This window comes from Acidovorax sp. A79 (assembly GCF_041154505.1).
Classification (GTDB): Bacteria; Pseudomonadota; Gammaproteobacteria; order Burkholderiales; family Burkholderiaceae_C; genus Acidovorax.
Map to the genome: position 1 here is coordinate 5551987 of NZ_AP028672.1, position 25258 is coordinate 5577244.

At 66.4% G+C, this 25258-nt stretch carries 24 protein-coding genes and 1 pseudogene; 14 read left to right on the plus strand and 11 right to left on the minus strand.

Features of this window, described 5'->3' with window-relative positions; genetic code table 11:
* Window positions 1-43 precede the first annotated feature (43 nt).
* A complete protein-coding gene (locus ACAM51_RS25670) occupies window positions 44-1504 on the plus strand; it encodes a leucine-rich repeat domain-containing protein (RefSeq protein ID WP_369642287.1) in 1461 nt (486 codons plus the stop codon).
* A gap of 9 nt (window positions 1505-1513) precedes the next feature.
* Window positions 1514-3160 (plus strand): ankyrin repeat domain-containing protein, encoded by a 1647-nt coding sequence (locus ACAM51_RS25675; RefSeq protein ID WP_369642288.1) that lies wholly within the window; start codon window positions 1514-1516, stop codon window positions 3158-3160.
* An 81-nt stretch (window positions 3161-3241) separates the two neighbouring features.
* On the opposite strand, the gene ACAM51_RS25680 is transcribed toward ACAM51_RS25675, so the two are convergent.
* Window positions 3242-4135 (minus strand): LysR family transcriptional regulator, encoded by an 894-nt coding sequence (locus tag ACAM51_RS25680; protein ID WP_218294318.1) that lies wholly within the window; start codon window positions 4133-4135, stop codon window positions 3242-3244.
* 106 nt (window positions 4136-4241) lie between these two features.
* Here ACAM51_RS25680 and ACAM51_RS25685 point away from each other — a divergent pair, with 106 nt between their 5' ends.
* The 5 genes and pseudogenes from ACAM51_RS25685 (at window position 4242) to ACAM51_RS25705 (ending at window position 9862) form a co-directional block, all read left to right on the plus strand.
* Window positions 4242-5606: an acyclic terpene utilization AtuA family protein gene (locus ACAM51_RS25685; RefSeq protein ID WP_369642289.1), complete on the plus strand. Its 1365-nt coding sequence runs from the start codon at window positions 4242-4244 to the stop codon at window positions 5604-5606.
* 14 nt (window positions 5607-5620) lie between these two features.
* On the plus strand, window positions 5621-5983 hold the full coding sequence (locus ACAM51_RS25690; RefSeq protein WP_369642290.1) for a hypothetical protein: 363 nt from the start codon (window positions 5621-5623) through the stop codon (window positions 5981-5983).
* Window positions 5984-6296: 313 nt separating this feature from the next.
* Window positions 6297-7289, plus strand: a complete 993-nt coding sequence (locus ACAM51_RS25695; RefSeq protein ID WP_369642291.1) for a Bug family tripartite tricarboxylate transporter substrate binding protein — start codon at window positions 6297-6299, stop codon at window positions 7287-7289.
* A gap of 183 nt (window positions 7290-7472) precedes the next feature.
* A pseudogene (locus ACAM51_RS25700) lies at window positions 7473-7787 on the plus strand (hypothetical protein); the annotation flags it as partial.
* A 326-nt stretch (window positions 7788-8113) separates the two neighbouring features.
* Window positions 8114-9862 carry an alpha/beta hydrolase domain-containing protein gene (locus ACAM51_RS25705; RefSeq protein ID WP_369643892.1) on the plus strand — a complete coding sequence of 583 codons (1749 nt, stop codon included), beginning with the start codon at window positions 8114-8116 and terminating at the stop codon, window positions 9860-9862.
* A gap of 228 nt (window positions 9863-10090) precedes the next feature.
* Here the strand turns inward: ACAM51_RS25705 and ACAM51_RS25710 are convergent, their stop codons facing one another.
* On the minus strand, window positions 10091-10999 hold the full coding sequence (locus ACAM51_RS25710; RefSeq protein ID WP_369642292.1) for a LysR family transcriptional regulator: 909 nt from the start codon (window positions 10997-10999) through the stop codon (window positions 10091-10093).
* A gap of 128 nt (window positions 11000-11127) precedes the next feature.
* Here ACAM51_RS25710 and ACAM51_RS25715 point away from each other — a divergent pair, with 128 nt between their 5' ends.
* The 3 genes from ACAM51_RS25715 (at window position 11128) to ACAM51_RS25725 (ending at window position 13005) form a co-directional block, all read left to right on the plus strand.
* Complete coding sequence (locus ACAM51_RS25715) at window positions 11128-11994, plus strand: MBL fold metallo-hydrolase (protein ID WP_218294324.1); 867 nt, start codon at window positions 11128-11130, stop codon at window positions 11992-11994.
* Between the two features lie 75 nt (window positions 11995-12069).
* Window positions 12070-12345: a hypothetical protein gene (locus tag ACAM51_RS25720; protein ID WP_369642293.1), complete on the plus strand. Its 276-nt coding sequence runs from the start codon at window positions 12070-12072 to the stop codon at window positions 12343-12345.
* Window positions 12346-12348: 3 nt separating this feature from the next.
* Window positions 12349-13005 (plus strand): DsbA family protein, encoded by a 657-nt coding sequence (locus ACAM51_RS25725; protein WP_218294325.1) that lies wholly within the window; start codon window positions 12349-12351, stop codon window positions 13003-13005.
* A 54-nt stretch (window positions 13006-13059) separates the two neighbouring features.
* On the opposite strand, the gene ACAM51_RS25730 is transcribed toward ACAM51_RS25725, so the two are convergent.
* Both ACAM51_RS25730 and ACAM51_RS25735 read right to left on the minus strand, forming a co-directional pair.
* A complete protein-coding gene (locus tag ACAM51_RS25730; RefSeq protein ID WP_369642294.1) occupies window positions 13060-14208 on the minus strand; it encodes a zinc-binding dehydrogenase in 1149 nt (382 codons plus the stop codon).
* Between the two features lie 178 nt (window positions 14209-14386).
* Window positions 14387-15253, minus strand: a complete 867-nt coding sequence (locus ACAM51_RS25735) for a LysR family transcriptional regulator (protein ID WP_218294327.1) — start codon at window positions 15251-15253, stop codon at window positions 14387-14389.
* Window positions 15254-15382: 129 nt separating this feature from the next.
* Here ACAM51_RS25735 and ACAM51_RS25740 point away from each other — a divergent pair, with 129 nt between their 5' ends.
* Window positions 15383-16342: a DMT family transporter gene (locus ACAM51_RS25740; RefSeq protein WP_369642295.1), complete on the plus strand. Its 960-nt coding sequence runs from the start codon at window positions 15383-15385 to the stop codon at window positions 16340-16342.
* Between the two features lie 12 nt (window positions 16343-16354).
* Here the strand turns inward: ACAM51_RS25740 and ACAM51_RS25745 are convergent, their stop codons facing one another.
* From ACAM51_RS25745 to ACAM51_RS25765, 5 genes are all read right to left on the minus strand, one after another.
* The gene (locus ACAM51_RS25745; RefSeq protein ID WP_369642296.1) at window positions 16355-16921 is read right to left on the minus strand and encodes an AAA family ATPase; all 567 of its coding nucleotides are present in this window, start codon (window positions 16919-16921) and stop codon (window positions 16355-16357) included.
* Between the two features lie 210 nt (window positions 16922-17131).
* A complete protein-coding gene (locus ACAM51_RS25750; protein ID WP_369642297.1) occupies window positions 17132-18118 on the minus strand; it encodes an alpha/beta hydrolase family protein in 987 nt (328 codons plus the stop codon).
* The gene (locus tag ACAM51_RS25755) at window positions 18115-18993 is read right to left on the minus strand and encodes a GyrI-like domain-containing protein (protein ID WP_369642298.1); all 879 of its coding nucleotides are present in this window, start codon (window positions 18991-18993) and stop codon (window positions 18115-18117) included. The genes ACAM51_RS25750 and ACAM51_RS25755 overlap by 4 nt, the downstream gene beginning before the upstream one ends.
* 200 nt (window positions 18994-19193) lie before the next feature.
* Entirely contained in the window at window positions 19194-20153 is a 960-nt protein-coding gene (locus tag ACAM51_RS25760) for an NAD(P)/FAD-dependent oxidoreductase (protein ID WP_369642299.1), read from the minus strand.
* Window positions 20116-20604: an Rrf2 family transcriptional regulator gene (locus ACAM51_RS25765; RefSeq protein ID WP_369642300.1), complete on the minus strand. Its 489-nt coding sequence runs from the start codon at window positions 20602-20604 to the stop codon at window positions 20116-20118. The genes ACAM51_RS25760 and ACAM51_RS25765 overlap by 38 nt, the downstream gene beginning before the upstream one ends.
* Window positions 20605-20857: 253 nt before the next feature.
* On the opposite strand from ACAM51_RS25765, the gene ACAM51_RS25770 reads away from it, so the two are divergent.
* Window positions 20858-21586: a class I SAM-dependent methyltransferase gene (locus ACAM51_RS25770; RefSeq protein WP_369642301.1), complete on the plus strand. Its 729-nt coding sequence runs from the start codon at window positions 20858-20860 to the stop codon at window positions 21584-21586.
* A 123-nt stretch (window positions 21587-21709) separates the two neighbouring features.
* Here ACAM51_RS25770 and ACAM51_RS25775 read toward each other — a convergent pair whose 3' ends face one another.
* Window positions 21710-22648, minus strand: a complete 939-nt coding sequence (locus ACAM51_RS25775) for a LysR family transcriptional regulator (RefSeq protein WP_369642302.1) — start codon at window positions 22646-22648, stop codon at window positions 21710-21712.
* 117 nt (window positions 22649-22765) lie between these two features.
* On the opposite strand from ACAM51_RS25775, the gene ACAM51_RS25780 reads away from it, so the two are divergent.
* Window positions 22766-23164: a 4-oxalocrotonate tautomerase family protein gene (locus ACAM51_RS25780; RefSeq protein ID WP_369642303.1), complete on the plus strand. Its 399-nt coding sequence runs from the start codon at window positions 22766-22768 to the stop codon at window positions 23162-23164.
* A gap of 57 nt (window positions 23165-23221) precedes the next feature.
* A complete protein-coding gene (locus ACAM51_RS25785; protein ID WP_369642304.1) occupies window positions 23222-23689 on the plus strand; it encodes a hypothetical protein in 468 nt (155 codons plus the stop codon).
* 82 nt (window positions 23690-23771) lie between these two features.
* On the opposite strand, the gene ACAM51_RS25790 is transcribed toward ACAM51_RS25785, so the two are convergent.
* Window positions 23772-25250 carry a hypothetical protein gene (locus ACAM51_RS25790; protein WP_369642305.1) on the minus strand — a complete coding sequence of 493 codons (1479 nt, stop codon included), beginning with the start codon at window positions 25248-25250 and terminating at the stop codon, window positions 23772-23774.
* Window positions 25251-25258: the final 8 nt, after the last annotated feature.

Sequence of the window (25258 nt, forward strand, 5' to 3'; positions counted from 1 at the left end):
GCTTCCGCCGTGCACATCGCCACCGCCTTTGCTACACAAGCCTATGACCACCAAACTCAAGTGGACCAACCGCCTCTACGGCCCCATCCGTGTGCTGAACCATGCGGACGGCCTGCATCTGGAAAAATTCACCGACGCCGATCTCGACCAGATCGCGGGCTGTGACGATGTGCTGGAGATCGACCTGCGCAGCAACCGCACCCCGCAGCCGGTGGACCTGTCGCGCCTGGCGCATATCGCGGGGCTGCGGCGCCTGAGACTGGAGCACGTGCGGTTCAGCAACCTGCAGGCGCTGGGGGCTCTGCCACGCCTGCAGTCGCTACTCATCGCGCACTGCGACTTCCAGGACTTCGAGGCGTTGAACGGCCTGCAGATCGAAACTCTGTTCCTGTGGAACAACAAGCTCAGGGCCTTTCCAGCGGGCCTGGATCTGCCGAAGCTGGAAAGCCTGTACCTGTCGCACAACCGCATCGCCGAGGTGGGGTTTGCGGCCAGCTACGCCACGCTCAAGGAACTGCACATCAATGGCAACCAGGTGGCCGACCTCTCGCCCCTCGCCGCCTGTACGGCGCTGGAGCGGCTGTGGGCGGACGACAACCGCCTGAGCACCCTGGCGCCGCTGGCGGGGCGCCGCTTTCAGCGCTTGCATGTGGACAATGCGCTGGCCTGCGAGTGTGAGTCACTGAAGCTGGAGCTGCCCGAGACCCCTTTCGAGCAAGACGCCGAGAGCGCCGAGTCCTGGCGTGTGGCGCGGCTGATGGAGGCCAAGGACTGGCCGCAGCTGTATGCCATCACCTCGCCAGCGCTGCTGGGCAGGGCGTTTTCGAATCTGGTTCACGGGCACGCAGATGCCGAGATGATGCGTGGCGCGCTGGAGCATCCCGCGCCGGGCGCTTTCGAGGCCATGGTGGCTCACGGACTGAGGCCGCACTACGTGTCCGTGCGGGAGCAGTTGGTGGATGTGGTCAGCGCCCACGGCGAGCGGCTAGTGCTGCCGCTGGCCCGTGCATTTGATGCTCTGCTGGCCCAGGGCTACGTGCACGACCCGGAGTTCTACGCTGGTAAGTTCAAGCAAGAGCACTTCACGCTGGCGCGCATCCTGCAGCAGGTGGCCAGCCCGGTATTTGCCGGCCTGTTCCAGGCCTTCTTCGCACAACGCGAGAGCTTTTCGCAACTCCACCTGGACCTGTACAAATGGCTGCTCGACGTAGTGGGCAAGACGCAGTCGCCCGCGCTGGTGGAGCCACTCATCGACCTGCTGCGCCTTGAAGAGCGCATCCTGGGTGGCGATGCGGCGTTCATGAAAAAGACCTTCAAGGCCATTGGGCAGCTGGGCACCCGGGCAGACGCGGCCCTGCTGACCAGCCGATTTGACGTCGCGGCCGAAGCGCGGCCCGATGTGGCCGAGGCCTGCTTGGCCACCTTGAAAAAGCTCGAAAAGAAAAAGGCCGAACCCGTGGCGGCGCGTGCGGCTGTGCGCTCTTGCGTCTCCTCCCAACCCTGAGGTTTCCTGATGTCTGAGTCTCGTCTTCACTACACCGTTTATTTCTCATCCCGCGCCCAGGCCGCGGCCTGGGCCGCCGAAGCGCAGGCGACCGCTGATCTGCCGCTGGAGGAACAGGCCCCCGTGCTGGGCGCCATGCTGGGCCTGGGCGGCGATGCGGGTGCCTCTTTCGAGTTCGCGGGGGCTGCCGAGTTGTGTGCCGAGCTGGCCATCCTCGGGCCGTGGAACCTGCTGGCCGCCAACGAGTGGCCACCGGGCCTGATGGAGCGGGGCGCCAAGCTGTTCAGCTGCGAATGGCACAACGGCCCCAAGGCGGAAGGCCTGTGGTTCAACGGCCCCAAATCCGTCACGCGCAAGCAGTTTGAGGCTGCTGTGCGCAAGTTGGACCCGCTGGAAGAAGTGCACCAGTGGCTCTCCAAAGAACAATATGGCGAGGTTTTGAACCTGGTGCACCACCATGGCCTGGACCCCAACACGGTGCTGTACCACCGGCCGCTCATCGTGCACTTGCTCACGCCGCAGGCAGGCAAGGCCAGCGGCGTGTTGCCCACCGACGCCATCATCGCCCTGCTGCAAGCCGGGGCGCGACCCGACCCACTGGCGCTGGTCACTCTCATGCCCAGCTTCACCTTGCCCGTGTTTCCGCTGCATTGCGCGGCGTATGCGTTTGACATTGCACTGATGCAGGCGCTGGTGGACGCTGGCGTGGATGTGAACGCTGTGGACGACGAGGGGCACACGCCCTTGATGCAACTGGCCGATGCCACACACTATTTGAGCAAGCCAGCCTCCATGGCCGTGCAGGCCGCGCAATGGCTGCTGGAGCGGGGCGCAGAGGTCAACGCCGTGAGCCAGCACGGGGATTCGGCCCTGGCCGGGGGCGTGCACCAGGCGCTGCGCGATCTTCTGGTGGCGCACGGTGGCCGGGTGATCTGGCCGCAACACGCGCTGGAGTACGACACCCCGGAGCAGCAACGCAGCGCGATCTGGTACCACGACCATGCGCGCCTCGATGAACTGCTGGCGCAGGCCCCACCGGACGAGGCCTACCGGCAGCAGTTGCTGAGCAGTGCAGTGGATGGAGGAAATGGCCACGCGCTGGACCGGCTGTGGCGGCCGCAAGACCATGCGCTGATGTGCATCGGCAAAATCCCACAGCCCCGTTTGCTGGCGGAATCCCTCACGAAGCACGAAGGCACGGACGTGGCCACGATGCAATACCTGGTGCAGCGCAGCGCACCCGAGGCATTCCCCACGCGCGACGCCGCCTGGCTGGATGCCGCCAACAGCTGCATGCACGATTTCACCAGCCGCATCGTGGACCGGCCTGTGGCATTGCTGGAGATGGTGCTGGCGCTCGGCCTGCCCGCCGAGCCACCCGCCGATGCGCAGCACACCCCCCTGGAGTGGGCCATCCACGGCCTGTCTGAAGCCAAGGTCGCGCTGCTGTTGGCCCACGGTGCCAACCCCAACAGGGCGCTGTACCACGGTGGCAATGCCCTGCATGAGGCGGTGCTGTACAAGGCGACCGATTGCATCCCATTGCTGTTGCAAGCGGGGGCGGACCGTACCCAGTGCGACCGCCAGGGCCGCACACCGCTGCAACTGGCCGTGTCCAAGCGCAATAAGACGGCCCAGAAGCTGCTCGCGGCCTGATTTTGATCGAAATCCAGATTTGGGGCTTTACCCGTAAGCGCTGAAAGCTATCAATAGAGTAGCAAAAATATCTGGCTTCCATCACGGCCGCTGCACCATCACCAGCGCATACAGCGCCTGCGCCGCCACCGACAGGCTCTCGTCGCGCCGCCGCACCAGGTAGATCTGCCGTGTCAGCCCGGGCAGCGACAACGGCCGCGTGACCAGCCCCGGCTGCTCGAAATGGAACAGCGTGAGCGCCGGCACCACGCTGATGCCCAGCCCCGCGCGCACCATGCCCATCACGGTGGCCAGTTGCTCCACCTCCATCAGCGTGTGCATGGCCTGCGGGTGCAGGGCGGCCTCGAGGTACTGGCGCACGCTGCTGGTGCGCGCCAGGTGGATGAAGGGCCAGGCGGCCAGGTCCTGCGCGGTGATGGCCTTGCGCCTGCGCGCCAGCGGGTGGTCGGCGGGGCACACCAGATAGAAGTCATCGCTGCAGAACGGCTCGGCCTGCAGCGCGGGGGTGTCGGCGCGGATGGCGGCCAGTGCAAAGTCGGCATGGCCGCTGGCCACGCGCTCGATGCAGGGTTCGGACAGTACGTCGGCAATGTCGATCTCGATGCCCGGGTGCGCCGCGCGGTACTGCGCCAGCACGCCCGGCAGCCAACCCGCGGCCAGCGAGGGCAGCAGCGCCACGGCCACGCGCCCGCGCTGCAGCGTGGCCGTGTCGCGCACGGCGGCCAGGGCGCTGGTGATTTCGGCGCGGATGCGGCGGGCCGACTCCAGGAAGTTCTGCCCCTCGGGCGTGAGGTCCACATGCCGTGTGCTGCGGTCGAACAGGCGCAGGCCCAGGTCGTCCTCCAGTGCGCGGATGAGGGCGCTGAACGCGGGCTGCGACAAGTGGCACAACGTGGCGGCGCGGGTGAAGCTGCGCTGCTCGGCCAGCGCAAGGAAGGCGTCTAACTGGCGGCTGGAGAGGTGAGGGGCGCTCATGGTGGGGCTGAATGATTCATCTGCATATCAGATGGATTCATCAGAACAATCGATTTCACAGAATACAGCCATGTTCCTACATTCATGGTCAGGAGACAACGGATTCATGCCGAACGACCAAAAAACCAAACTGCTGGTGGGCTGCGCCGCCGGCTTCTCGGGTGACCGCACCGACGCGGCCTTGCCCGTGGTGCAGGCGCTCATCGCCAGCGGCCAGCCTGCGGTGCTCATCTTCGAGACCCTCGCCGAGCGCACACTGGCCCTGGCGCAACTGGCGCGCCGCACTGACCCGGATGCAGGTTATGAACCCCTGCTGGTGGACCTGCTGCGCCCCGTGCTGGCGCAGTGCCTGGCGCACGGCGTGCGCATCGTCAGCAACTTTGGCGCCGCCAACCCGCACGGCGCCGCGCGCCGCATCCACGCCCTGGCGGCCGAGCTGGGCCTGGCCTCCCCGCGCATTGCCGTACTGCAGGGCGACGACCTGAGCGGACCCGAGCACCGCGCGCTGCTGCAAGGCGCCTTGGGCAGCGCCATGCCCACGGAGCCCATCGTCAGCGCCAACGCCTACATCGGCGCACAGGCCATTGCCGATGCCCTGCGCGCCGGGGCTGACATCGTGGTTTGCGGCCGCGTGTCCGACCCGTCGCTCGTGCTGGGCCCGGCGTTGGCGCACTACGGCTGGGCCCCGGACGACTGGGACCGCCTGGCCCGCGCCACCATGGCCGGGCACCTGCTCGAATGCGGCGCGCAGGTCACGGGCGGCTACTTTGCCGACCCTGGCTACAAGGATGTACAAGGCTTGGCGCAACTGGGCTACCCCATCGCCGAGATCGACGCCGACGGCCACTGCACCATCACCAAGCCGCCCGGCACCGGCGGGCGCATCGACGAGCGCACCGTCAAGGAGCAACTGCTGTACGAGCTGCACGACCCTGCGGCGTATCTCACGCCCGACGTGGTGGCCGATATCACCCAGGCCCGCGTGCAGGCCGTGGGCACCGACGCCGTGCGGCTGGAAGGCGTGCAGGGCCATGCCCGGCCCGCCACGCTCAAGGTCAACGTGTGCTTTGAATCCGGCTGGTTCGCCGAGGGGGAAATCTCCTACGCCGGCCCGCGCGCCGAAGCCCGCGCGCGCCTGGCGGGCGAGGTGCTGCGCGAGCGATTGAGCGGCCTGGGCCCGCTGCGCATCGACCTGATCGGCGTGACCAGCATCTTCGGCGACGACACCAGCCGGTGGCTGGACGCCCCTGCAGACGCAGGTGCCCACGCCCGCGATGTGCGCCTGCGCGTGGCCCTGCAGCACCGCGACCACGCCAGCGCCCAGCGCCTTGTGCGCGAGGTGACCGCGCTCTACACCTGCGGGCCTGCGGGTGGCGGCGGGGTGCGCACCGCCATGCGGCCCCGCCTGGGCACGGTGTCGTGCCTGGTGCCGCGCGACGCGGTGGCCGTGCGTTTTGAGATGGTGGATTGAGGAGTACCCACACCATGACAACCACCATCACCGTTCCGCTTTATCGAGTTGCTCATAGCCGCACCGGCGACAAGGGCAACCGCTCCAACATCAGCGTCATCGCCTGGCACCCCGCGCTGTGGGATGTGCTGGTCGAACAAGTCACCGAGGCCGCCGTGGCACAGCAGTTTGCGCAGCGCCGCCCGCGCCAGGTCACGCGCTACCTGCTGCCCCAGCTGCAGGCCATGAACCTCGTGCTGGACGACGTGCTCGACGGTGGCGTGAACGACGCGCTCAACCTCGACAGCCACGGCAAGGCACTGAGCTACCTGCTGCTCGATATGCCCGTCACCGTGCCCGCACATCTGGCACCACACTTTGGCGGTCCCACGGCCTAGGGCCTGTTCACACTATTTTTGCCAGATGCGTTGCGAAGCAAACAGGCCAGGCGCTAGGCGCCAAACGAAGCTGGGGTGCGGCCCCAGCGAGGATTGGCAACACAGCGGATGGCCTGTTTGCTTCGCAACCCGAAGGGAAGGCAACCCCAGCCACGCCACTCGTCGTTGCGTTCCTAGCCAAGGCCCCGGCCTTGGCGTCGTCACGCGCCTAGATTGGCGTGGCTGGGGCTGCCTTCGCAATGGCAAAAATAGTGTGAACAGGCCCTAGACCTCCCCTTTCGCTTTTCCATCCATACCAACACCAGGAGACAACATGACCCATTCATCCCCCCGCCGCGCTCTGCTCGCCACTGCCGCCGTAATGGCGCTGTGCGCATTGCACGCCCCTGCTGCGCTGGCCCAGGCGGCCGGTGCCTACCCCGCCAAACCCATCACCTTCGTCGTGCCATTCGCGGCCGGCAGCGCCACCGACCAGCTGGCGCGCGCGCTGGGCCAGTCCATCACCACTGACACCAAGCAGGCGGTGGTCATCGACAACAAGGCGGGCGCCAGCGGCATGATCGCGGCGTCGGCCGTGGCCAAGGCTGCGGCGGAGGGCTACAGCGTGCTCATCACCACCAACACCACACACGCCGCCAACGAGCACCTGTACAAAAAGCTCTCGTACGACCCGGTGAAGGACTTCGCGCCCGTGACGGGCCTGGGCAAGGGCGGGCAGGTGCTGGTGGTCAACGCCAGCGCGCCGTACAAGAACGTGGGCGAGCTGCTGGCCTTTGCCAAGAAGAACCCCGGCAAGCTCAGCTTCGGCAGCGGCAGCTCATCGAGCCGCATGGCGGGCGAGATGCTCAAGCAACTGGCGGCGGTGGACATCCTGCACGTGCCCTACAAGAGCAATCCGCTGGCCATCACTGACCTGCTGGGCGGCCAGATCGACCTGATGATCACCGACACCTCCACCGGCGTGCCGCAGGTCAAGGCGGGCAAGCTGCGGGCCCTGGGTTATTCCACCCAAAAGCGCAGCGCGCAACTGCCCGACGTGCCCACGCTGGACGAAGCCGGCGTGAAGGGCTACGACATGGGCTACTGGTTTGCGGCATACGTGCCGGCCAACACGCCCGCACCGGTGGTGGCGCGCCTCAACGAGCTGCTGACCGCCGCCACCAAGAGCGCCGCGGCCAAGAGCTTCTATGACAACGCCGGCTCCGAAGCCTGGACGACCACGCCGGATGAACTCGCCAAGTTCCAGGCCGCCGAAACCCAGAAGTGGGGCAAGGTGATCAAGGCCGCCGGTATCGAGGCCGAATAAGCCACCGGCCCACCCACAGGCCCACCCACCGGGCCGTTTCATTCTTTTTTTGCTTCTCGCAGCCTGCCTTTGCCGGCAGGTCTGGGCGAAGCCTTGCCCGCGCGCGGCGCAACAGACGCTGCCGTTTTGTTCCAGAGCCGTTCCAGCGGCCCGCACCACCATCCATCCAAGGAGACAGACACCATGAAACCTTTTCGTGCATTCGGAAAACTCGCGCTCACGGCCGCCGCTGCAGCCGCCATCACGGCCTGCGGGGGTTCCAGCAACGATGCGCCCAAGGGCCCCGCGCTCAAGCTGGCCATCACCGCCACCGAGGCCTTTCCGGGCACCTATGGCGCCGTGGGCGAATACGAGCGCGTGACCGGCACCATCAGCGGCGAGGTAGACCCCAAGGACCCCAAGAACGCCGTCATCCAGGACCTGGCCCTGGCGCCTACCAACGCCAACGGCATGGTCGAGTACCAGGCCGACTTCGTCATGCTCAAGCCCAGGAACATGGATGGAACCTGTTCAGTGTCTTTTTGAAGTTGCACAAGTCTCTTTTCGGGATGGGATGCTAGGCGCGGCGTGCAGCCAATAGCTCGGCTATTGGCAAGCGCCGCAACGCCGCAGACCGCCCGAAAAGACACTTGCCCGAAGGGTTGGAGTGAAATCGGGCGATTGGACGCCCCGGCTGCTTGCATGGGCATGAGCCCATGCGGCGCATCCGAAGCATCCACTCATCCCGATTGCACTCCAATGCAACCCCAAAAAGACACTGAACAGGTTCCTAGGCCAGCGGCGTGCTGCGCTACGACGCACCCAACCGGGGCAACATCCTCACGATGCTCAACCCCACGGCCACGCCCAGCGACGCGGTGTACCTGGAGCGTGGCTACGTGATGCTGTATTCGGCCTGGCAGGGCGATGTGCCCAAAAGCACCGCCGCGCGCCTCACGGTGACGGTGCCCGTGGCCAAGAACAAGGACGGCAGCAGCATCACCGGCCCCTACCGTGCCGAGCTGGTGCCCACCGCTGCCAGCCCCGCGATGACGCTGCCCGGGGGCGTCTTCAACGGCACCATGATCCCGTACGAGCCCGCCAGCCTGGACAACACCCAGCCCGGCTACTCGCTCACCCGCCGCGCCAACGAGACCGATGCGCGCGTGTCCGTGCCCGCGAGCGACTGGAAGTTCGCCACCTGCGACACGGGCACCAACGCCTTCCCTGGCACGCCCAGCCCCACCAGCGTGTGCCTGAAGGGCGGGTTCGACCCAGCCTATCTGTACGAGCTGGTCTATGTCGCCAAAGACCCGAAGGTGATGGGTGTGGGCCTGGCTGCGCTGCGCGACACGGTGAGCTTCTTCCGCAGCAAGGCGGCCGACTCGTCGGGCACCCCCAACCCGCTGGGCGGCCGCATCACACACACGCTGGGGCAGGGCACCTCGCAGTCGGGCAACGCGATGAAGACGTTCTTGCACCTGGGCTTCAATCAGGCGCTCGATGGCGGCAAGGTGTTCGACGGCCTGTTCGCCCACGTGGCTGCGCGCCAGACGCACATCAACACCCGCTTTGCCGTGCCCGGTGGCGGCGGCGGCTTGCGCACCGACCACACCGCCTTCGGCCAGACGGCACCGCGCGGGCTGGACAAGGACTACCAGGACGACATCAGCGGCCGCCAGGGCGGGGTGATGAAGCGCTGCGCGGCCACCAACACCTGTCCCAAGTTCTTCCTGGGCCTGTCGGGCACCGAGTTCTGGCAGCTGCAGGGCTCGCCCGTGCTGACCGACGCCAACGGCACCAAGGACCTGGTCCAGCCCGAGAACGCGCGCATTTACTACTACGCCAGCACCCAGCACGGCGGGGCAGGGGGCACGGCCAGCATTGCCTATGCACCCACGCGCGCCACGTACCCCACGGGCACGGTGGTGCAGTTCAACGACACCTTCCGTGCGCTGTTCCTCAACCTGGAAGACTGGGTGGTGCGCGGCACGCAGCCGCCCGCCAGCCAAGTGCCCAAGCTGGCCGACGGCACGCTGGTGCGGCCCGAAGTGCTGGCCTTCCCGGCCATGAAGGGATTGACCTGGGCGGTGGGCGGCGTGCAGACCGCCATTCCTGACTTCAGCTACCGGGGCGTGTACAACAACTTCCCGCTGTTCGACTTCGGCCCGCAGTACATCCCGCAGGACGAATCGGGCATCGCCACCATCCTGCCCCCGCGCAACCTGGGCCGCGACTACGCCATCCTGGTGCCGCAGGTCGATGCGTCCACGGGCCTCACCCGCGCTGGTATCCGCAGCGTGGAAGCGCGTGCACCCTTGGGTACCAGCATCGAGTTCAACTACGTCGCCACGCCCGGCATCACCGACCTGGCCAACCTCACGGGCAGCTTCATTCCCTTTCACAAGACGCGGGCCGCGCGGCTGGCGGCGGGCGATGCGCGGCCGTCGCTGGAAGAGCTGTACGGCACACAAGACGGCTACGTGACGGCCGTGACCGAGGCCGCCAACACACTGGTCGCGCAGCGCCTGCTGCTGCAGCGCGATGCGGACCTGCAGATTGCGCGTGCGAAGGCGGCTGCAGTGCTGCCGTGAGGTGATGAGGCCGGGGAGCGGGGGCGGGCGGTAGGTCTGGTGCTGCCATGCTGCTGGGCGATGGCCCCCTCTCCCCAGCCCCTCTCCCGCAAGAGCGAAGGGCGAGGGGCGAGGGGCGAGGGGCAAGAATGCCGCCGTGCGTTCGAGCTCCACGCGAAAATCAAGCAAAAACAACCTGCAGCGCTTGATCCGTCAGCGTCAATAGCTATCAAAAAAGTAGCGTTTTATCTAGCCGGCGCACTGCTGCCACGGCACACCTTCAAACCGCAGCACCAAAAAATCCAGCAGCGCCCGCACCGCGGGCGACAGGTGCCTGCGCGACGGGTACAGCGCATGGATCGTCATCACCGGCAAGCTCCACGCAGGCAGCACCGCCTGCAGCTCGCCGCGGTGCAGGTAGGGGTTGACCAGGTAGGTGGGCTGCAGCGCGATGCCGCCGCCCGCCAGCGCGGCGCGCATGAGCGTGGTGGCCTCGTTGGCGCTGAAGTGGCCTGAGACGCCCACGCGCTCCGTCTCTCCATCGCGGGTCAGCGTCCATACGCTCTTGCCAAAGTTGGCATAGCTCAGGCAGCGGTGCTGCGCCAGGTCGGCGGGCACCTGCGGTGTGCCATGCGCGGCCAGGTACGTGGGCGATGCCACCAGCACCGAATCGCAGCGCGCCAGGGGGCGACCGATGAGCAGCGGGTCGGGCTCGGCGCTGATGCGGATGGCCAGGTCGATGCGTTTTTCCACCAGGTTCAGCGAGCCCTCGCTCGCGTCCAGATCAATCTTGAGCAGCGGGTGCTGGGCCAGAAAATCCGCAATCGCCGCGCCCATCTGCGCGAACGCGAACGACACGCTGCAGGTGATGCGCAGCTGCCCGCGCAGCGCGCCCTCGGTGGTGGTGGCGGTTTCTTCCTCCAGGTCCTGCGACAGCGCCAGCATCTGCTGGCAACGGCGCAGGCAGTGCTCGCCGGCGTCGGTCAGCGTCACGCTGCGGGTGGTGCGCTGCAAGAGCCGCGCCTGCAGCCACTGCTCCATCTCGCCCACATAGCGCGTGACCATGGCGCGCGACATCTCCAGCCGGTCGGCCGTGGCGCTGAAGCTGCCGCTGGTGGCCACTTCCACAAACACCCGCATGGCGGTCAGGCGGTCCATATTTGCTCTATTGGTGCAACAAATATGCGCATTTTATGGGGTTTATTGGATCGATTGGCGCAAATAAACTTCGCTTCGACATCAACGCCAACCCCTCACAACCCCTTCAACACACTGGAGAAACCGCCATGTTCCGCACCACCCTCATCGCCGCCACCCTCGCCGTCGCCTTCACTGGCGCCCAGGCTGCCCAGCCTCTGCAGGTCAAGGTCTACAACGCCGACGGCAACAGCTTCAACGTCAACTCCACCCTGGTCTATGGCGAGAAGGAAGCCATGGTCATCGACGCCGGCTTCACCCGCGCCGACGCGCTGCGCATTGCCGCCAACGTGCTCGACACCGGCAAGGAGCTGAAAACCATCTACGTGAGCCAGGCCGACCCCGACTACTACTTCGGCGTGGAAACGCTGAAGGAAATCTTCCCCAGGGCCGACGTGGTGACCACGCCCGCCGTGCTGGAGAAGATCAACGCCAAGCTGGCCACCAAGCTCTCGTTCTGGGGCCCCAAGATGGGCGCCAACGCACCGCGCACGCCCGTGCTGCCCAAGGCCCTTGCGGGCAACACGCTGAACGTGGACGGCCAGGCGGTCGAGATCCGTGGCACCACGGGCCTGCTGGCGCACCGCCCGTATGCGTGGATCCCGTCCATCAAGGCCGTCGTGGGCAACATCGCGGTGTCGGGCTCCAACACCCATGTGTGGACGGCCGATACGCAAACCGTGGCCGAGCGCAGCGCCTGGGTGGCCCAGCTCGACGAAATGGCCGCCCTGCAGCCCACCGTGGTCGTGCCCGGCCACATGCCCGCCGGTGGCACGCTCGATGCTGCCAACATCACCTACACCAAGGGCTACCTGCAGGCCTTCGAGAAGCATGCCGCGGCCACCAAGACCAGCGCCGAACTCATCGACGCGATGAAGAAGGCCTACCCCGCCGCGCCCATGGGCCTGTCGCTGGACATCGGCGCCAAGGTCAACAAGGGCGAGATGAAGTGGTAAGCCACCCACCGGCTGGCCTGCAACCCTCTGAGGGGGCATGCAGGCAGCCACTGTTTGTTTGAAAGGAACCAGATCGTGACCTCGCACCCTCTCCAGCCCATCCTGCAGCACCTGCACGCCGGCCGCTGGAACGCGGCGCACGACCTGGTGCAGCACGACGGCTCGATGCTGGCGGCCTGGCTGCACGGCATCCTGCATCTGCAGGAAGGCGACCTAGAAGACGCCGAGAACTGGTACGACCGGGCCGGCCGCCATTTCCGCAGCCGGGGCACGCTGGCTGAAGAGCTGGCGCTTTTCGAGGCCGCGCTTGCCACCTCCGCACATCCCCCCACCCACCCTGAAAGCCCCTGATCCATGTTCGCCATCTCCGTGACCTATCTGTTCGACCCCCTGTGCGGCTGGTGCTACGCCGCCGCTCCCGCGCTGAAACACCTGCAGGGCGTGGACGGCGTCCAGGTCTCGCTCGCGCCCACGGGCCTGTTTGCAGGCGCTGGCGCACGGCCCATGGACGCGGAATTCGCCGCCTATGCATGGAGCAACGACCAGCGCATCCAGCAGCTCACAGGGCAGCCTTTCACGCAGGCCTATCGCGACCACATTCTGGGCGCGGCGGATGGCCGCTTCGATTCGGGCCCCGCCACGCTGGCGCTGACCGCCGTGGCCCGGACCGCGCCCGGGCGCGAGCTGGAGGCACTGCACGCGCTGCAGCACGCCCGCTACGTGGACGGCCGCGATACCGCCGAACCCGGGGTGCTGGCCGATGTGCTCACCGCCCTGGGCTTGAGCGACGCCGCCGCGCTCACACGGGGGCCCGATGCGGCGGCACTGCGCAAGCTGCTGGCCGAGCGCGTGGCCCAGGCCCAGTCCATGCTGCGCGCCGTGGGCGCGCGGGGTGTGCCGCAACTGGTGGTCGCGGGGCAGGGCGGTGCGCTGCGCCTGCTCGGTGGCGATGCGCTGCTGGGGCCGCGTGAGCGGCTGGTTGATCTGGTGCGGGCGGCTGCCGCAGCCTGATGGCCGCCCCCCGCCTGATGCTGGCGGGCAGCCCCGTGCGCACGGCGCCCCGGTTTATTCCATCGACGGATCGATCAGCACCTTGGCGCCCGTGTTGCGCGCGCCGTAGAAGGCGATGGCATCGGCGCTGAGCGCACCCGCCAGCGACACCGTGCGCGCGTAGTGGCTGGCGAACGTGGTTTTCAGCTCGGCCGCCACGCGCGCGCGCAGCGCCTGGGCCGCCGCGTCACCGATTTTCTGCAGGAAGGGAAACAGCAGCCAGCCGCCCACGCCCCAGGCCATGCCAAAGGTGCGCTGGATCTCGGTGGGGCGCGTGTCCAGGTGGCCGTACAGGTACACCTGCTTGTGCACCGCCGAGCCATAGCGGCTGTACTCCTGCGCCTTGCGGTTGATGGCCGCTTCCATGCACTGCAGGATCTGCCCGGCCAGCGTACCGCCGCCCGTGGCATCGAACGCGATGGTGGCGCCCGTGGCGGCCAAGGCATCCGTCAGGTCGGCCATGAAGGTGGGCGCACTGCTGTCGCACACATATTGCGCGCCCATGCCCTTGAGCATCTCTGCCTGCTCGGGCTTGCGCACGATGTTGACCAACCCGATGCCGTCCTTCTGGCAGATCCTGAGCAGCATCTGGCCCAGGTTGCTGGCCGCGGCGGTGTGCACCAGCGCGGTATGGCCTTCGCGCTTCATGGCCTCGACCATGCTCAGCGCGGTCAGCGGGTTGACGAAGCACGATGCGCCTTCGGCCGCCGTGGTGCCTTCGGGCAGCGGCAGGCACTGCGCCGCTGGCATGGCGCGGTACTGCGCGTACATGGCGCCGCCGATCACCGCCACCGTGCGGCCCAGCAGCGCCTGCGCGGTGGGGGACGACCCTGCGGCCACCACCAGGCCAGCGCCTTCATTGCCCACCGGCATGCTCTGGCCGATGCGCGCGGCCATGCCGGGCATGGCGCGTTCGGGGATGCGGGCGGTCGCCACCGGCCGGTCAGGGCTGCCGGATACCTGGACGGTGGCCAGGTCGGCGGGACCGAGCAGCAGGCCGATGTCCGACGGGTTGATGGGCGTGGCCTGCACCTGGATCAGCACCTCGTCGGGCCCCGGCGTGGGCACGGGCGTGGGCTCCAGGCTGATCTGCAAGGTGCCGTCGGGCTGGACGAGCGAGCGCAGTTGCAGCGCGGTCGCGGGGATGGTGGCGGTGGTGGTCATGGGTGGCTTTCGGTGGGAAGGAAGAAGGGCGCGCCCTTCTTCCAAGGGCGCGGCCCGGTGCCGAACATTAGAACTGGATTGCGCCGCAGCCACGGTCGCGCAAGTGCCTTGCGGCGGCAGGGTTGCTCTGGGTACCGCCGTGCAGTCCGGCACGCAGGCCGCGTCCCTCCACGCGCCGTCAACCCCCCAGCGTGCGCACCATCTGCTCGTACATCGCATCCACCGCCGGCGAGCGCAGCGACACCTTGCTGCGCAGCACCGCCACGTCCATCGAATCGAGCGGCGGAAGGTCGAACTCCGCCGGCAGGTCCTGCAGTATCTGCAGATGCGCGGGCACGCTGCAGCGCGTGAGCACCGCCACGGCCAGGCCGCTTTCCACCGCGGCCAGCTGCCCCGCCAGGCTGGAGCTGTGGTACACGATGCGGTGCGCCCGCCGCCGCGCGGCCAGGGCCTTCATCGTCGCCATGCGGGCCAGGCTGGCCGATTCATACACCGCAATCGGCAAGGGGTCGCGCCGCCACACTTCCAGCTGCGGCGAGCCCACCCACACCAGCGGCTCGTGGAACAAGAAGCGCCCGCGCTGGGGCTTGTCGCGCGAGACCAGGGCCAGGTCCAGCTCGCCCCGCCCCAGGCGCGGGATCAGCGAGGTGGACTGCTCGCACGTCAGCTCGATCTCCACCCCGTGGTAGCGGTGCGCAAAGCTGCGCAGCACCGGCGTGAGGTAGGCGCTGGCGTAGTCGTCCGGCACGCCCAGCCGCACCCGCCCGGCCAGCTGCGGGCCGAACAGCGCCGTGTGCGCCTCGGCCTGCAGGTCGAGCACGCGGCGCGCGTACGACAGCAGCTCGGCCCCGGTCGGCGTCACCTCCAGGTGGCGCGGCCCGCGCAGCAGCACCGGGCGGCCCAGCGCGGCCTCCAGCTTCTTGATCTGCATGCTGACCGCCGACTGCGACCGGTGCACCAGCGGCGCCGCGCCCGACAGCGAGCCCGCGTCCACCACGGCCACGAAGGCGCGCAGCCAGTCGATCTGGAAATCCGGGTGGTTCATGGGGCGCGTCCTTGTGGGTGGGGCATGCAGCCAAGCCAGACCATGGCTTTGCGGTAATTCGTTTATCGAATGGTAGCTCTTCGAACTATGCGCTTTACACCAAAGCGGCAATCTTCGAGCATCGACCGCATGAACCACAAAGCCAGCATCGCCGCGCCGTCCACTGTTGCCAACGCCCCCACGCCCGGCAACGCGCGCGAGCGGGACGGCCAGTGGCTGCTCATCGCCGGTGGCGTGCTGCTGGGCACCATCGGCGTGTTCGTGGAAGAGGCGGGCCAGCACCCGCTGGTCACCGTGTGGTTCCGCTGCGCGTTCGGCGCGCTGGCGCTGCTGGCCTGGTGCCTGGCCACGGGCCGGGGGCGTGAATTGCTGCTGAACGGCCGCGCGCGCTGGGTGGCCTGCGCCACGGGCGTGCTCATGGTGCTGAACTGGGCGCTGTTCTTCGCGGCCATCCCGCGCACCTCCATCGCCGTGGCCACGGTGATCTTTCACATCCAGCCCATCTGGGTCATCGTGTTCGGCGCGCTGTTCCTGCGCGAAGCCGTCTCGCCCATGCAGTGGCTGGCCACCCTGGCCGCGCTGGGGGGCCTGGTGCTGACCACCGGCCTGCTGGACGGCACCGCAGCGGCTGCTGCGGCCAGCAGCAGTGGCGGCTACATGGCCGGGGTACTGATGTGCCTGGGCGGCTCGCTGTGCTACGCCGGCGTCACGCTGCTCGCCAACACGCAAAAGACCATCAGCCCCTTTGCGATGGCGCTGTGGCAGTGCCTGGTGGGCGCCGTGGCGCTGGCCTGGGCCCCCTTCGTGCTGGGCTGGCCGCAGCAGGGTGCAGCCTGGGGCTGGCTGCTGGGCCTGGGGGTGCTGCACACCGGCCTGGCCTACGTGGTGCTGTTTGCCGGCATGGCGCGCCTGGTGCTGGGGCGCATCGCGGTGCTGCAGTTCGTGTACCCGCTCACGGCGGTGCTGGTGGACTGGGCGGTGTATGGCCGCACGCTCAGTCCCGTGCAACTGGCGGGCGTGGGGCTGATGGCGGCGGCGCTGTGGACGATTCGGCGGCCGGGCCGGGCTGCTGTTGCCCAATCGGGCTGATGGCCCGACAGCTCAGCGCAGCCGCTCTGCCATCCGCACAAACACCACCGACCGCTCGGCGCACTCCGCATCACTGGGCGGCTGCCACAGGTCGCTGGCCAGCTCAAAGATGTGCGGGGGCACCACCATCGAGAACGTCTCTCCCTGATCGGCATTGCGCCGCAACACGCGTTCGCGCCGCACCTCGCGCGGTGCGTCGAGCACGTACACCACCATGGCGTCGGCCCACGGCCCCATGCGCGCATAAAAGGCGTCGCGCTGGTGCTGCTGGATCAGGCCCGCCTCCAGCACCACATCGTTGCCCGCGGCCAGCACGGTTTCTGCGGTTTTCCAGATCTGCTCCAGGCAGCGCAGGGTGCGGGGCACGTACCAGGCCATCACATCGGCGGTATCGGGCCGGTCCGGCGAAAACAGCGTGGCCATCCAGTCGTCCAGGTTCAGCGGCACGGCGCGGTGCTGCTGCACCAATTGGCGGACGAAGGTGGACTTGCCCGCGCCCACCGGCCCAATGACCAGGTGAATGCGGGGGACGGTGCCTGCAACGGCTGCGGGAGCGGCGTGTGTCGAAGCGGTGTGCATGATGAGAAAGGCTCCAGAAATGCAAAAAGCCCTCTCTGCAAGCAGGGAGAGCTTTCCATAGGGCGGACGAAAAAAAGCCCTCGACGGTGGTGGAGGGCTTTGCGGTTCGCTCCGATTCCAAGGATCAGATGCGAGGTTGGCAGTGTAGGTGGCTGGCGCTCGCTGCGTCAACCCACGGGCCGTGTGGGCGCGACGAATTCCAGCCTGCCGTCAGGGCGCTTTGGCTGCCCCGATGTGCCGCTGAAAGAACGCCAGCACCTGCGCATTGAAAACCTGGTGAAAGGCCACGCGGTCAAACCCCGCGCCATCGCGGCAGATGCCCGGCACTGCCTCGGCCAGCGCTGGCGAGCAGGGCGCCAGAAAGGCGAAGTGCCCCGCGTTGGCGGCCAGATGCCACTCGGGCGCGCTGGGCAGGCCCTGGCGCACGGTCTCCACGCTTTGCAGCGTGACGCCATCGCCGCCCAGTGCCGAGGCCCACAGCTGGACGGGGGTTTTGACTTGCCCCAGGCCTTTGGCATCGAACACGCTCAAGGGGTCGACGATGACTGCCGCCCGAATGCGCGGGTCCGGCGCGGGCGTGGCGGGGATTTCTTTGCGCCGGATCTCGCCGCACAAGGGGCGGGTGGATAGCGGCGAGCACAGGTCCTGCCGTGACGTCCAGTCCGGCACGGCGCCGATAGCCACCAGGCCCGTGTAGCCGCCGCGTGAAAAGCCGAAGAAACCGACCTTGCCCGCGTCCAGCTGCGCGCGCTGGGGCCACGCGCCCAGCATGTAGTCCGTCAGCCGCTTCATGTCCACGGGCCGCGTGGCAAAGGCCGACAGGTGGCCCTGGCGGCTCAGGTCCTGAAAATTGTCGCCCGGGTGGCTGATGGCGGCCACCACATAGCCCGCCTCGGCCAGCGTGGCCGCCGTGTCGTGGTGCCCCAGGGCCGAACCGCCCGCGCCGTGCGACATGACGATCAACGGCAGGCCTTGGCCGGTGAGGGGGCAGTCCCGCGTGCCTTGCAGCACCAGCGGCGACAGGTCGATGCGGCCCGGCGGCGCGCTGCAGGGCGACCACACGGCGCCGCGCAGCGCGGGCCCGTCCTTGTCTGCAGGCACCTCGACAAAGGCAAAGCCCGCACCCTGGGCCAGGGTGGTGGCGCCGCAGAGCGCTGCGGGCAAAAGAGAACGAAAGAGCCAGCGAAAACGGGTCATGGGGATGTGGTGGGGCGGATGGGAATCAGCAGGTCGGTGCGCAGGTCCGCCTGCGCGGCGTTGCGGGGGGAGTTGAGGTAGTGCTCCAGCGTGGGGCGGTCGTCCGGCTCATAGCCGCTGGCCGGGAGCCAGCGTGTGTGGATGGCCGCCAATGCCGCATTGATGCGCGTATAGGGGCCGGTGAGCGTGTGGCGTGCATACAGGCCTGCGGGGATGTCCAGCAGTTCCAGCCCGCCATCTGCCGGCGGCAGCGGCTCTGGCAGCACCACCGCCGCGTAGTAGCGAAACCCGCCGCCCTCCACGTCCTGCGGGTCACCGCAAGATGCGCCCAGCCGGTGGGCTGCGCGCTGGCCGCACTGCAGGTACAGCCGCCGCTGCGTGTGGGGGATGGTGGATGGCGGCCCCTGGTGGCGCAATGCATGCAGGCGCTGCGCCGGGCGCTCAACGATCTGCACGGCCAGCGTTTGCTCGGCCTTTGCATGCGCGTTTGCATGCGCGTCTGCGGCGCCTGGATCAAGGATGAGGCGGTGCATATCCCGCTGGAATGCCCGTGGCGATTGCCCGGTGAACTGGCTGAACGCACGGGTGAAGGCCTGCGGGCTGTCGTAGCCCACCTCCATCGCCACCTGGGTGATGCTCTGCCCGCCTTGCTCCAGCAGCTGCGTGGCCAACGCCAGGCGCACGCGGCGCACCGTGGTGGCCACGGTTTCGCCCGCAATGCTGCTGTAGACGCGGTGGAAGTGGAAAGGGGAAAAGTGGGCAATGGCGGCCAGGTCTTCCAGCCGAAGCGCTGCCAGCGGGTGCGCCACGATGTGGGCGATCACGCGGGCCACGCGGTTGCGGTAATGCTGATCGGCACTCTGGTCCAGGCTCATGGCCGCAGAGTGTGCCGCAGCTTGCGCGCCGTACTTAGCCGATCTTGCTACTTTGTGGCCTGGTGCCGCGGCAGCGCTGCGCTACTTGGAGCGGCTAACAAAAATCAGCGAAGCGGTTCTGGCTAGGCGCTGCGTCGCAGGCAGTACGAGCAGTACGACAAGACGCGGCAACAACGCCAGAAGAGTTTTGTTAGCTGCTCTTATTGCCCAAACACCATCGCCTGGTGCGCCCCCACGCCCGCCAGCACGCCTTCGGCCGACGCCAGCGTGGCGTTGTGCCGCATCAGCGTGGCGTCGCCCGCCGCATACACGCCCGGCACTGTGGTCATCTTGTTCGCATCGGTGCGGATGCACGGGCCCATGGGGCCGTCGTCCATTGCGCAGCCCAGCTGCTCGGCCAGCGGGCTGGCGGGGCGCGTGGTGGCGGCCACGTACAGGGCGTCCAGCGGCAGCAGACGCGCGTCGCTGTCGCCATGGGCCTGCAGGCGCACGCCGTGCAATGCCCCGCCGTCGCCTTCCAGCGCCGCAATGCGCGCAGGCTCCACCGCAATGCCCAGCGCCAGCAGCCGCTCGCGCTCGGCGGGCTCCAGCGTGGTGTCGCCGTTCAGGAAGAGGGTGGTCGGGCCCCAGTCGGCGATCAGCTGCGCGTGCATGCCCGACTGCGGCGAGTGGTACAGAACGCCCAGGCGCTGGCCCGCAAACTCGTAGCCGTGGCAGTAGGGGCAGTGCAGCACGCTGGCGCCCCAGCGCTCGCGCAGGCCCACAATGTCGGGCAGGCCATCTTGAACGCCAAAGGCCAGCACCAGCTTGTGAGCCTCCAGGTGCGTGCCATCGTCCAGCACCACGGTAAAGCCGCTCTCCGGCGACCCCGCGCTTTGCTGCGCCGTCGCAGACACGGCCGTGCCCTGGCGCAGCGCCACCGTGGGGTAGGCCAGCAGCTTGCGCCGCGCCTGCTCGATCATCGCCAGCGGCGGCTCGCCGTCCTGCCCGAAGAAGCCGTGCGATGCCGCCGCAAACCGGTTGCGCGGCTGGCCCGCATCCACCACACACACGCGCCGCCGGGCCCGCGCCAGCTGCATCGCGGCCGACAGGCCGGCAAAGCTGCCGCCTATCACGATCACCTCATACGCCTGGGTTGTTGTCATTGCTGCTGTCGCCATGAGAAATCTCCTTGTGACCGTGGCACCCGGCCACCATGCTTTGATGAAACTCGGCCGACAGCTGCGCCAGCGTCACCTCGCCCAGGCGAGCCAGCAGCACCTCTTCGGCGGCCTGGTAAGCGTCGGTCAGCGCGCGGTTGACGGCCTGTTCGACGATGCAGCCCGGGCTCTCGACCCGGTTGCCCACCGCCAGCAGCGTGGGCGCGCCCAGCGCTTCGTGGATGTCGCGCAGAGTCACTTCGGACAGCGGGCACGACAGCACCCACCCCCCGCCATGCCCCTTGGCCGACGAGACAAAACCCGCATACCGCAGCCCCGCCATCAGGCGGCGGACCACGACCGGATTGGTCTGCATGGCCTGCGCCAGCGACTCGGACGTGGCGGGGCCATCCATCTCTGCCATGTGCAGCAGCGCGTGGAGGACATTGGAAAGGCGGCTATCTCGTTTCATGCAACATTCAAAGTTGCGTGATGTTAGCATGCGCCCAGAAGGAGCGCTGGCGGACTCACGGTTTGCTACTGAAGTGATAGCTGCTAGCGCTTGATAGCCAAGCGCAAGGTGCCGATTTGGCTTGATTTTTTGCCGTAGCCGCACACCCCCATCCGTTCGGGTTGAGCCTGTCGAAACCATGCGCCCGCCTTGCCAGCCCCTGGCTCACCCCACCGCAAAACGCCATACCCACCGCATCCACCGCACCCACACCATGACCCATCCCACCACCACATCCCCCTTCACCGACCCCGCCGCCGTCGCCCGCTACGCCGAAGGCCCGCGCCGCAACGTGCCCGGCTACGACAGCCTGCTGCCCATGGTCCGCATCCTGCTGGCCGAGCGCGTGTCCGCCGACGGCCGCGTGCTGGTGGTGGGCGCAGGCGGCGGGCTGGAGCTGGAAGACATGGCGCTGGCGCACACCGGCTGGCGCTTCGACGGCGTGGACCCGAGCCAGCCCATGCTGGACCTGGCGGCGCAGCGGCTGCAAGGCGCGGGCGTGTCGGGCGACCGCGTGGCGCTGCACCACGGCTATGTGCAGGGCGCACCGGTCGGGCCGTTCGATGGCGCGACGTGTTTGCTGACTTTTCACTTTGTGCCGCGCGAGGAGCGTGCGGCCATGGTGGCCGAGATCCGGCGGCGGTTGAAGCCCGGGGCGCCGTTCGTCGCGGTGCACCTGAGCGTGGCCGATGGTGAAGGTGCTGGCGGCGACGGCGGGGCAGGGGAGCGCAACCTGTGGCTGTCGCGCTATGCGGCATTTCAGGTGGCGTCCGGCATGGCGCCGGAGATGGCCGAGCGGGGGCGGGCCAAGGTGGCGGCCGAGCTGGCCGTGCTGACGCCACAAGAGGACGAGGCGATCCTGCGCGAGGCGGGGTTCGGCGATGTGCGGATGTTTTACATGGGGTTTGCGTTCAGGGGTTGGGTGGCAACGGCCGCCGAGTGACTGCTGAACGGAAGGCGGTCCTTGATCCCGGATGAACCGCGCCTTGCTGATCTCCATGCGGGTTTGCTGCAGCACCGGGCCAGCAGCCCCCGTACCAGCCAGCCGGCGTGGCACAAGAGCCCCTCAACGCACAGGCGCCAGCGCCCACCGGTCCTTCGACGCCTTCACCAGAAAATCAATCACCGCCTTCACCCTGGCCGCATTGCGCCGGCCCGGTGACGACACCGCGTACAGCGTGTGCACGGTGCGGGACGCAAAAGGCGCCAGCACCTCCACCAACCGGCCTTGCGCCACGTCGGCCGCCGCGAGCGGGCTGGACAGCATGCCGACCCCCGCACCGCCCACCAGCGCGTGGTGCACCAGGGCCGAACTGCTGGCGGCCAGGCGCGAGCGCACGGTCACCTCCAGCGGCTTGCCCTGTGCGTTGCGAAAGGCCCAGGTCACCGCCGGCCCCTGCGCGGTGTGCGTGACGGTGTGGTGCTGCTGCAGCTCGCTAGGCTCGGCGGGCGTGCCGTGCTGTTCCAGATATCCAGGGGCCGCGTACAGGCGCCGCTCGAACCGGCCCAGTTCGCGCGCCACCACCAGGTCGCTGTGGCCCACGGTGGTGCGCAGCGCCACGTCGATGCCCTCCGTCACCAGGTCGGCCACGCGGTCATCGGCCAGCAGCTCCACCCGCAGCGCGGGGTAGCGCGCCTGCAGGTCTGCCAGGTGGGGCAGCACCAGCGCCTCGCAGATCTCCTGGCTGGAGGCCAGGCGCAAGGTGCCCGCCACCCGGCTGCGCCGGTCGGACAGCGATGCCCCGATGTCCTCCAGCTGCGCCAGCAAGGCACGCGCTTCCTGCGCCAGCTCTGCGCCCTCGGGCGTGGCCGACAGGCCGTGCGTGGACCGGCGCAGCAAGCGCACGCCGTAGCCGGCCTCCAGCCGGTCCACACCGCGCGCGACCACCGACACCGCCACATCCATCTCGCGCGCCGCCGCAGAAAACGAGCGCAGGTCGAGCGACCGCACCAGCCACCGCAGGTCGGCCGGATCGGGGAGGAAGGAGCGAGGTTCTTTTTTCATCGAGCGCGCCTTTGCGTGCGGAGCAAAAGCCATTATCGCCACGGGCGGTTTCCGTGGCGGGGCGCAATTTCTACAGTGAAGGCTCCTTCAACCCAATGCATTCAACAGGAGCCCTCCATGCCCATCCTCAACGTCAAAGTGTCTGCCCAACGCACGCCCGAGCTGTCTGCCCGCATCGCAGAAACCCTGCTGGACCTGACCACCCGCGTGCTCGGCAAGCGGCGCGACCTCACGGCCGTGGCCATCACCTTTGTCGACCCGGCGGACTGGTACATCGCCGGCCGGTCGCTGGCCGACCTGAAACAGTCGAGCTTCTACTTCGACGTCAAGGTGGTGGACGAGACCAACACCAAGGCCGAAAAGGCGCGCTACATCGCCGAGGCGTTCGCAGCCTTCGAGGGCCTGCTGGGCGCGCTGCACCCCGAAAGCTATGTCTATGTGCAGGACGTGCGCGCCACCGCGTACGGCTTTGGCGGCCGCACGCAGGAATACCGCCACCAGCATCCCGAGCAATAAGCGATCAAGCAATCAATCAAGCAAGCCATCGACCAATAGCTACCCAGGAGCACCGACATGACGATGACGACAACGAACAACCACCTTGCCGATGTGATCGTGGCCCAGACGCTGGAGCGTGCGGGCCTGGCCGACTGGATTCCTGAAGGCGAAGGCAAGTGGTCCCTGCCCATTCAGTTCCTTCCTGACGATGCCGGCTGGGTGGAACTGATGCGCCTGTCACCCGGCACGCGGCTGGGCCTGCACCGGCACACGGGCGAGGTGCACGCCCTGACGCTGGCGGGTGAGCGCCGCCTGAACGACGGCCGCGTAGTGCGGCTGGGCGACTACATCCACGAGCCCGCCGGCAATGTGGACTGGTGGGAGGCGACGGGTACCGAAGAGCTGCTTGTGCATGTGGTGGTCAAGGGCAGCGTGGAGTACCTGGGGCCGCACCATGCGGTGCTGCAGCGGATTACCACGGCGGATCGGCGGGTGGACTACCAACGTTGGTGCGACGCGGTGGGCGTGTCGCGGCGCATCTGATCGTGGCAGAGGCGGTCAGGACGGGGCAGGGAGCACGACCGTTGGCTGTTCACTATTCATAACTCCAAGTAGTGTCTGACGCTCATCTCAATGCTACTGAACGAAATCTTTCTGTTAAGAACTGCTCATGCGGATTTGCAACGCCATCCTTAATTTTGTTAAGCATTGATACCAAATCATCATCAACGATTGGAATCATAATTCCTCTTCCATCGACGTATGTGTCGTTACACCTTGCTAATAGTAGATCCATGTTATCTACCGATCTACACAAAAGCAAGCCAAATTTACCTCGATTAATTGAAAACCGCCCGGATAATTGGTCTATTTCGGGGTTTGCAACGTCGCGTGAGTAATTTTTGCATTCTACAAATATGAACTGAGCGGGGGTTTGGTAATTTGTGTGTAGTCGATGAAAGAATCCTGTATTTGCAGAGTTGTCAAATGTTATATCGATTCGCTTTCGTCCATCATGGATCTCTCTCTCTACTATCGGAGAGGTGACGTGGGGATAGAAGAGAAATTCCAGAATGCCAACGGCAAGTCTGTGGTACTTTGATGCGCTCTCTCCACCTGGTTGGATATTTCCAAGTCTGGAAATCAAATACTGTGAAATGGAAATCGGATCCGCGTCGTTAAGTTCTTCATTCGAAATTGCCGTGGCCGTATTTTTGATCCAATCCTTGAAATCTCGAAATACCTCGGGATGAGAGCTTGTGAAGGATGCGAGAAAGTTTTTTGAGTATTCCGATTCTGGTAACTCTTTTAAAGACTTTTTTGTGACATATGGGGTTCCATCATTGCGATATTGGACAAGGCGCGAATAGTTTCGCAAATTCTCATGTTGCAAGTATTCCAGCACGAAATGGTTATAGTATTTTTGAGGAGTGTATTTTTTTGAGTAGGAAACGATGCCTTTTGGGGTTAGCAATATTTTTCGCCCTTCTATAACGAGCATTGATTCGTGTTGATTAATCCAGTTATGTGTGGTACGATCCCAAAAAAATCCAGATTGAATGTTTTCATTTAACGCGATACCCCATAATTTGCATTGCTCTTGTGTGTATTTGACAAGATGGCCGCGAATTATGTTTGTGGTCATGTCTGATACTTTGTCTTTATCAATTCCGTCGATAAAAAGACGAAAATCTTCCAAATCCTCCACAATCCCGGTGGCTACAGCCTCACTTTGAGCAATGCTATTGAATAGCTTTTGGCTGTCGATGGAGCCAATCGCATTGCCACGAGGTCTGCCTATAGACAGGCCTAAGCACGTTTCATTGGGCTCATGTAGATAGTCGAAAAGAGCCCTTGCCTGGTCTTCTTCGCCGTCTCGAATAAGATTAATAAAAGCTTGAAAAAAACTTCGAAGCGTGCGGGTCGCATTCACAGACCATGAGTCCGAGCGGCAGCCTAGAAAAAATGGATCCACAAAAAGTGGAAGATCAACGTCGGTGTCTATGTCAACAAAGTCCAACTCAAATTGAGTAGATTCCAGTTTGAATCTTTCGCTGATTTTCATTTTTCTTCCTGTTGTTGAGTATGGGAAGCTGCTGCTCACGGCGTGAA

Coding starts and splice junctions, on each gene's coding strand:
- ACAM51_RS25670 (WP_369642287.1), top strand. CDS start 44: ATGACCACCAAACTCAAGTGGACCAACCGCCTCTACGGCCCCATCCGT.
- ACAM51_RS25675 (WP_369642288.1), top strand. CDS start 1,514: ATGTCTGAGTCTCGTCTTCACTACACCGTTTATTTCTCATCCCGCGCC.
- ACAM51_RS25680 (WP_218294318.1), bottom strand. CDS start 4,135: ATGAGCGCCCCTCACCTCTCCAGCCGCCAGTTAGACGCCTTCCTTGCG.
- ACAM51_RS25685 (WP_369642289.1), top strand. CDS start 4,242: ATGCCGAACGACCAAAAAACCAAACTGCTGGTGGGCTGCGCCGCCGGC.
- ACAM51_RS25690 (WP_369642290.1), top strand. CDS start 5,621: ATGACAACCACCATCACCGTTCCGCTTTATCGAGTTGCTCATAGCCGC.
- ACAM51_RS25695 (WP_369642291.1), top strand. CDS start 6,297: ATGACCCATTCATCCCCCCGCCGCGCTCTGCTCGCCACTGCCGCCGTA.
- ACAM51_RS25705 (WP_369643892.1), top strand. CDS start 8,114: ATGCTCAACCCCACGGCCACGCCCAGCGACGCGGTGTACCTGGAGCGT.
- ACAM51_RS25710 (WP_369642292.1), bottom strand. CDS start 10,999: ATGGACCGCCTGACCGCCATGCGGGTGTTTGTGGAAGTGGCCACCAGC.
- ACAM51_RS25715 (WP_218294324.1), top strand. CDS start 11,128: ATGTTCCGCACCACCCTCATCGCCGCCACCCTCGCCGTCGCCTTCACT.
- ACAM51_RS25725 (WP_218294325.1), top strand. CDS start 12,349: ATGTTCGCCATCTCCGTGACCTATCTGTTCGACCCCCTGTGCGGCTGG.
- ACAM51_RS25730 (WP_369642294.1), bottom strand. CDS start 14,208: ATGACCACCACCGCCACCATCCCCGCGACCGCGCTGCAACTGCGCTCG.
- ACAM51_RS25735 (WP_218294327.1), bottom strand. CDS start 15,253: ATGAACCACCCGGATTTCCAGATCGACTGGCTGCGCGCCTTCGTGGCC.
- ACAM51_RS25740 (WP_369642295.1), top strand. CDS start 15,383: ATGAACCACAAAGCCAGCATCGCCGCGCCGTCCACTGTTGCCAACGCC.
- ACAM51_RS25745 (WP_369642296.1), bottom strand. CDS start 16,921: ATGCACACCGCTTCGACACACGCCGCTCCCGCAGCCGTTGCAGGCACC.
- ACAM51_RS25750 (WP_369642297.1), bottom strand. CDS start 18,118: ATGACCCGTTTTCGCTGGCTCTTTCGTTCTCTTTTGCCCGCAGCGCTC.
- ACAM51_RS25755 (WP_369642298.1), bottom strand. CDS start 18,993: ATGAGCCTGGACCAGAGTGCCGATCAGCATTACCGCAACCGCGTGGCC.
- ACAM51_RS25760 (WP_369642299.1), bottom strand. CDS start 20,153: ATGGCGACAGCAGCAATGACAACAACCCAGGCGTATGAGGTGATCGTG.
- ACAM51_RS25765 (WP_369642300.1), bottom strand. CDS start 20,604: ATGAAACGAGATAGCCGCCTTTCCAATGTCCTCCACGCGCTGCTGCAC.
- ACAM51_RS25770 (WP_369642301.1), top strand. CDS start 20,858: ATGACCCATCCCACCACCACATCCCCCTTCACCGACCCCGCCGCCGTC.
- ACAM51_RS25775 (WP_369642302.1), bottom strand. CDS start 22,648: ATGAAAAAAGAACCTCGCTCCTTCCTCCCCGATCCGGCCGACCTGCGG.
- ACAM51_RS25780 (WP_369642303.1), top strand. CDS start 22,766: ATGCCCATCCTCAACGTCAAAGTGTCTGCCCAACGCACGCCCGAGCTG.
- ACAM51_RS25785 (WP_369642304.1), top strand. CDS start 23,222: ATGACGATGACGACAACGAACAACCACCTTGCCGATGTGATCGTGGCC.